Source organism: Candidatus Aminicenantes bacterium, assembly GCA_011049425.1.
Lineage (GTDB): Bacteria > Acidobacteriota > Aminicenantia > UBA2199 > UBA2199 > UBA876.
In genome coordinates, this window is sequence record DSBM01000098.1 from 1 (window position 1) to 4,763 (window position 4,763).

Consider the following 4,763-nt stretch of genomic DNA (forward strand, 5'->3'; position numbering starts at 1 on the left):
AATGGACCGTTCGAAATCCGTCAAAGATTCACTCATCAATTGCCGAAAACGCAACTACCGCGCAAGCTTCGATTTTCCCGCGAATAAAGTTACCTGACCAGAAAAATACTGATTTTTTTTGCCTTGTCAAGAGATTGGTGTTACAATTGGACATCCCGCACGTACCTTAACTGGTTGTGCATCCCACTTAACCACAGGAGACATTGCGTATGAAGAAAACATTCATGATTGCACTGATCGTGCTGGCCTTTGCCGGCCAGACCATGCTGGCGACCGCCGGCGAGGCCGCTCCGCCCTCAAAGCAAGCGCTGAAACTGATGAAGAAAGCCCAGAAAGCGATTGAGGCCAAGGAATTCGACAAGGCAACGGAATTCTATCAACAGGTGATCGAGATGGAAGCGGAATACGCTGAAGCCCGTTTCGCCCTGGGCCGCCTGCAATTGGCCCAGAACCAGCTCGAGCCCGGCGAAGATAACCTGAAAAAAGCCCTGGAACTGGACCCCGGCCACACCGAAGCCGCTAAACTGATGGCCCGGCTGCTTTTTTCCAAAGGCCAGCAATTCCAGCAACAGCGGAATGTGGAAGAAGCCAACCAGTGCTTCCGTCAATTAATCGACCTGCCAAACATCGCTGAACTGGACCGCACCCATTTGGGACAGAGCCTGTATCAACTGGGCGTGAACCTGTATACCCGGAAAAATTTTGCCGAGTCCACTGAATATTTAAAGAAATTCCAGCAACTGCCCATGGCCCAGACCGAGTTTGCCCCCATTTTCCCGGCTTCCAACTACATTATCGGCCTGAATTATTCCCAGCAGAAAGACTACGAGGCTTCAAACGAGTACCTCTCCACATACATTGACGCCCGCCAGGACGCGGAAAACGACCAATTGCTGCCCCTTGCCCATTTTGTCATCGCATCCAATAACTTCCAGGTTATGGAAGCGGAGGCCGAACCCATTCGCAAAGACAAGGAAGCCAAGGACCTCAAGGAAAAACTGGCTGCGGTGGCCGCAAAGTTTCAAGACGCCATTGTTCCCCACCTGGAAAAAGCCATTGAGCTGAAGGTCGACCTCGAACCCGCCTACCTGACCTTGGGCAACTTTTACTACTACAAAAACGACCGGCAAAAGACCGTGGAGACCTACGAAAAGATGATCTCTCTATTCCCCGATTCTCCCGATAAAGCCAGGTATGAAAAGTTCCTTGATGACGTGAAAAAGGAAATCGCCGCCCTCGAGAAAACCAGCAAGTAATCTCCCCCATAACCCATACCCCGGCGCGGGGAGGGCCGACTGACGAGTCGACTCTCCCCGCCCATCATTCGCGTGAATTTTTTTTCCTGGATTGAGATAAACTCGCGCTGGTGATATATAGTTCTATGGCCCTTCGAAAACGATTATTGTCTACTTTGCTGCTGACGCTGTTACTGTCCGTTCCCGGCATTTCCGCCGTTTCCGCTGAAAATCGGGCCGACACCGTTCCAAAATCAGCTGAGGCCGCGTCTTTGCGCCTGATTCAACCCAACGGCGGAGAGATCTTATTTAACGGCGAAAACACAACCATTACATGGGTCTCCCGGGGAATCGAATCCGGCGGAATCATCCTGGTACTCTATCTCAAGGGCATCAAACACCTGGTGATCTCGGACGGTTGCCCGGATACGGGACGATTTGAATGGCGCATCCCGGTTGATCTTGCGCCGGAAATGAACTACCGCATCCGCATCCGCTGGTCGATCCGTCCGGAAATCAACGATTTTTCCGACGGCGATTTCCGGATTTCAGACAAGTCAACGCAGTAATCGTTCATCCATACCAATCAACGGCAAGGATAATTCTGGTTTTCAGGCCACCGGTGATGTCTGAAGAAGAAAAAAGTTGAGGGAGTTGAAAGAGAAAGTGACAGGTTACAAGAGGTAGTGTGTACGGGCGAATTTCAAACCCGCCCCAATTGTATTAACATCCGTCACGGATTTTTTTCCGTGTATTCCGTGTGTTCCGTGGTTTGAATTTCTTTCCGATTCATGGGCGACCGGCCGGTCGCCCCTACTTCTTGCCTCTTCAACTCTTCAACTTTACTTACACTTTTTTACTTACACTTTCGCGGATCCAATCCAGGTAAGCCGGAAGCCCGGCTTCAATGGGGATTTTCAGGATTTCCGGACACTCGTAGGGATGCTCCCGCTTCAGGAACGCTTCCACTTCGGGATAACGGCTTGCCAAGGTCTTGGCAATCAGGATCGCTTCTTCGGCCCGTTCTATTCGTCCCCGCCAGCGGTACCGGGAGATCGCTCCCGGCACCACGCTGACACAGGCACACAAGCGGTTCTCAACCAGGGCGCAGGCCAACCCATGGGCTGCGCGCCCGTCGGATAACGCTGTCAGGACCAGACAGTACTCAGCGTTACTCTTGTTCGTCGACCGGCTCATCTTCAACAAAGGCCGGATCTTCTTCCGTGACATCTTCCATTGCCACGTCTTCGGCCGGCGCGGCTTCATCCACTGGTTCCCCGGCTTTCATTTTGTCGTATTCGGCCTGGGTCAGGATATTCAGGATAATCAAGCGATTGGGCAGGACACGTTCTTCAACGTTGAGTTCGTATTTGACCAACTCAAACACATAATCCTCTTCCGAACCGTCTTTGAACACCACGTGAGTGGTCACCGGGATCTTGGTGGTTTTGCCCGTATATATCTCCGGACTCTGCCTCACACCGGTTGACAGCTTAACTATCTCCTGCTCGAACTCGATGTCGTTCTTGAGCTTACCCATTGCGGCCACGAGTTGACGGAACTTTGTGGTTTCAGCCTCCATGGCGGCTTGCTTTTCTTCGATCTGCTGCTGCAGCTCGGCCTTGCGGCTGCGACGGCGGGTTTCATTCATTTCAAATTCCAGCTCATCCACCTCATCCTGCATGTCCCGTACGGTGTTGAGCAGTTCCTGGCGCTCCTGTTTCAGGACTTCCATCTGCTCCATCATGGCGGGAAGCTGGAAATCCACGATTTCAGGTTCGCTGACACTTTTGATCTTGTATGACTCGTAATCCAGGTTTTTGGGCGTGACCGCCATGGACGACATGGTATCCATGTCATTGTGCGCCATGGCCTGGAAGTACTTGGTGACCACAACTTCCCCGGGCTTGGAGCAAGAGGTCATGATCAACATCAGACCGAAAATTGCGGCAAGGGCTGTAAACTTCTTCATTTGTCTCCTCCTTTGCGACCGTGAGATCTTCCGACGGATGCAATTGGACCGGGAGGAATAATCCCGGGCTTAATCCCACAGCCAAAAAAATTATAGGCAAACAAAAACCGAAAATCAAGTAAAAAGCCGCTTTCCTCTACAATCAGCGCGACTTATCCCGGGATCATGTCTGCTGTTCCAAGGGGACTTCCACCGCCCAACCCCGCGGACCCGGCAACTCGCCCTGCTGAATTCCCTTCAAGGTATCGTACAGGCGCCGGGTGACCGGGCCCACTTCCTCGCCGTCGGCGTAAAAGGTGTGCATGGACCCATTGTAGAAAATGCCGCCGATGGGCGTGATCACCGCGGCGGTTCCGCAAGCGCCGGCCTCCACGAACTCACCAATGGAATCTATGGGAACATCCCGTTCCTCCACGGTCATGCCCAGTATTTCACGCGCGATATACACTAGAGACATGCGCGTAATACTGGGAAGAATGGAAGCAGATTTGGGGGTCACGAAACGGTTGTCGCGGGTAATGCCAAAGAAGTTGGCCGCGCCGACCTCTTCGATGTTGCGGTGGTTTAGTGGGTCAAGGTAGATACAGTCTGCGTATCCGGCTTCCACGGCCTCCTGGTGAGCCAGCAGACTGGCCGCGTAGTTGCCGCCGACCTTGGCCGCGCCGGTCCCCTTGGGGGCGGCCCGGTCATAATCGGTAACGGAAATGAAAACCGGCTTTAACCCACCCTTGAAGTAGGGACCGACCGGCGTGCAGAAAACCGTAAACATGTATTCCGGAGCCGGCCGCACCCCGATATTGGGGCCCATGCCGTATAGCAACGGCCGCACGTACAAAGAGGCGCCTGAACCATGAGGCGGTACCCAGCGCCGGTTGGCGCGTACCGTCTCTTTTACGCCATGTAAAAACAGCTCTTCCGGCACGGTCGGCATCAGGATGCGCGCGGCGCTGCGTTGCATGCGGCGGGCGTTTTCGTCGGGGCGAAAAAGCAACACGCGCCCATCAGCGGCCGCAAAGGCCTTCATGCCTTCAAAACACTCCTGTCCATAGTGCAGGGCAGTCGATCCTTCATGAACACGCAGGAAGGGATCCGTATCCAGGCGCCCCTTGTCCCATTCTCCGTCTCTCCACTCGGCGCGGAAACGGAAATCGGTCTGGATGTAACTGAATGACAGGGCGGACCAATCCAGTTCGGCATTGCTTTGGTTGCTCATGCATACCCCTTGACGGTGATTTCTTGGATTTGTGCTTGATGCGTCAAATCAAAGGGTAACGCAAGCGGACAGTCGTTGTCAACACCCACTGGGGGAGAGTTGGAAAGTTGGAGAGTTGGAAAGAAGGCGACAGGTGCACGGGCGAAAAATTTTTCGCCCCTTAAAAATCATTTGAAATTCAGACGTAGGGGCGACCGGCCGGTCGCCCATCAATCGGGAAGAAATTCAAACCACGGAATACACGGAAAGAGGAAACGAGGTATCAGGTGACAGGAGGCAGGTGGCAGGTAGGCAGGAAAAAAACAGCGGGGCGTATGGCATACGCACAAATGTAGCGGTTCGC

5 protein-coding genes are annotated in these 4,763 nt (G+C 53.5%); 2 read left to right on the plus strand and 3 right to left on the minus strand.

The genetic code is table 11. The features are described 5' to 3' along the window. The first annotated feature begins 209 nt into the window (after positions 1 to 209). Together ENN40_06295 and ENN40_06300 are read left to right on the plus strand one after the other, a co-directional pair. Positions 210 to 1,256, plus strand: a complete 1,047-nt coding sequence (locus ENN40_06295; GenBank protein ID HDP94953.1) for a tetratricopeptide repeat protein — start codon at positions 210 to 212, stop codon at positions 1,254 to 1,256. A gap of 125 nt (positions 1,257 to 1,381) precedes the next feature. Beyond that, positions 1,382 to 1,804 carry a hypothetical protein gene (locus tag ENN40_06300; GenBank protein ID HDP94954.1) on the plus strand — a complete coding sequence of 141 codons (423 nt, stop codon included), beginning with the start codon at positions 1,382 to 1,384 and terminating at the stop codon, positions 1,802 to 1,804. 277 nt (positions 1,805 to 2,081) lie between these two features. Here the strand turns inward: ENN40_06300 and ENN40_06305 are convergent, their stop codons facing one another. The 3 genes from ENN40_06305 to ENN40_06315 form a co-directional block, all read right to left on the minus strand. After that, positions 2,082 to 2,432 carry a divalent-cation tolerance protein CutA gene (locus tag ENN40_06305; GenBank protein HDP94955.1) on the minus strand — a complete coding sequence of 117 codons (351 nt, stop codon included), beginning with the start codon at positions 2,430 to 2,432 and terminating at the stop codon, positions 2,082 to 2,084. Then, positions 2,407 to 3,207: a hypothetical protein gene (locus ENN40_06310; protein ID HDP94956.1), complete on the minus strand. Its 801-nt coding sequence runs from the start codon at positions 3,205 to 3,207 to the stop codon at positions 2,407 to 2,409. Before ENN40_06310 ends, ENN40_06305 begins: the two co-directional genes overlap by 26 nt. Positions 3,208 to 3,370: 163 nt before the next feature. Then, positions 3,371 to 4,420 (minus strand): branched-chain amino acid aminotransferase, encoded by a 1,050-nt coding sequence (locus ENN40_06315; GenBank protein HDP94957.1) that lies wholly within the window; start codon positions 4,418 to 4,420, stop codon positions 3,371 to 3,373. Positions 4,421 to 4,763: the final 343 nt, after the last annotated feature.

Bases quoted from the DNA above. Each gene is read 5' to 3' on its own strand.
- ENN40_06315 (HDP94957.1), bottom strand. From the start codon at position 4,420: ATGAGCAACCAAAGCAATGCCGAACTGGATTGGTCCGCCCTGTCATTC.
- ENN40_06305 (HDP94955.1), bottom strand. From the start codon at position 2,432: ATGAGCCGGTCGACGAACAAGAGTAACGCTGAGTACTGTCTGGTCCTG.
- ENN40_06300 (HDP94954.1), top strand. From the start codon at position 1,382: ATGGCCCTTCGAAAACGATTATTGTCTACTTTGCTGCTGACGCTGTTA.
- ENN40_06310 (HDP94956.1), bottom strand. From the start codon at position 3,207: ATGAAGAAGTTTACAGCCCTTGCCGCAATTTTCGGTCTGATGTTGATC.
- ENN40_06295 (HDP94953.1), top strand. From the start codon at position 210: ATGAAGAAAACATTCATGATTGCACTGATCGTGCTGGCCTTTGCCGGC.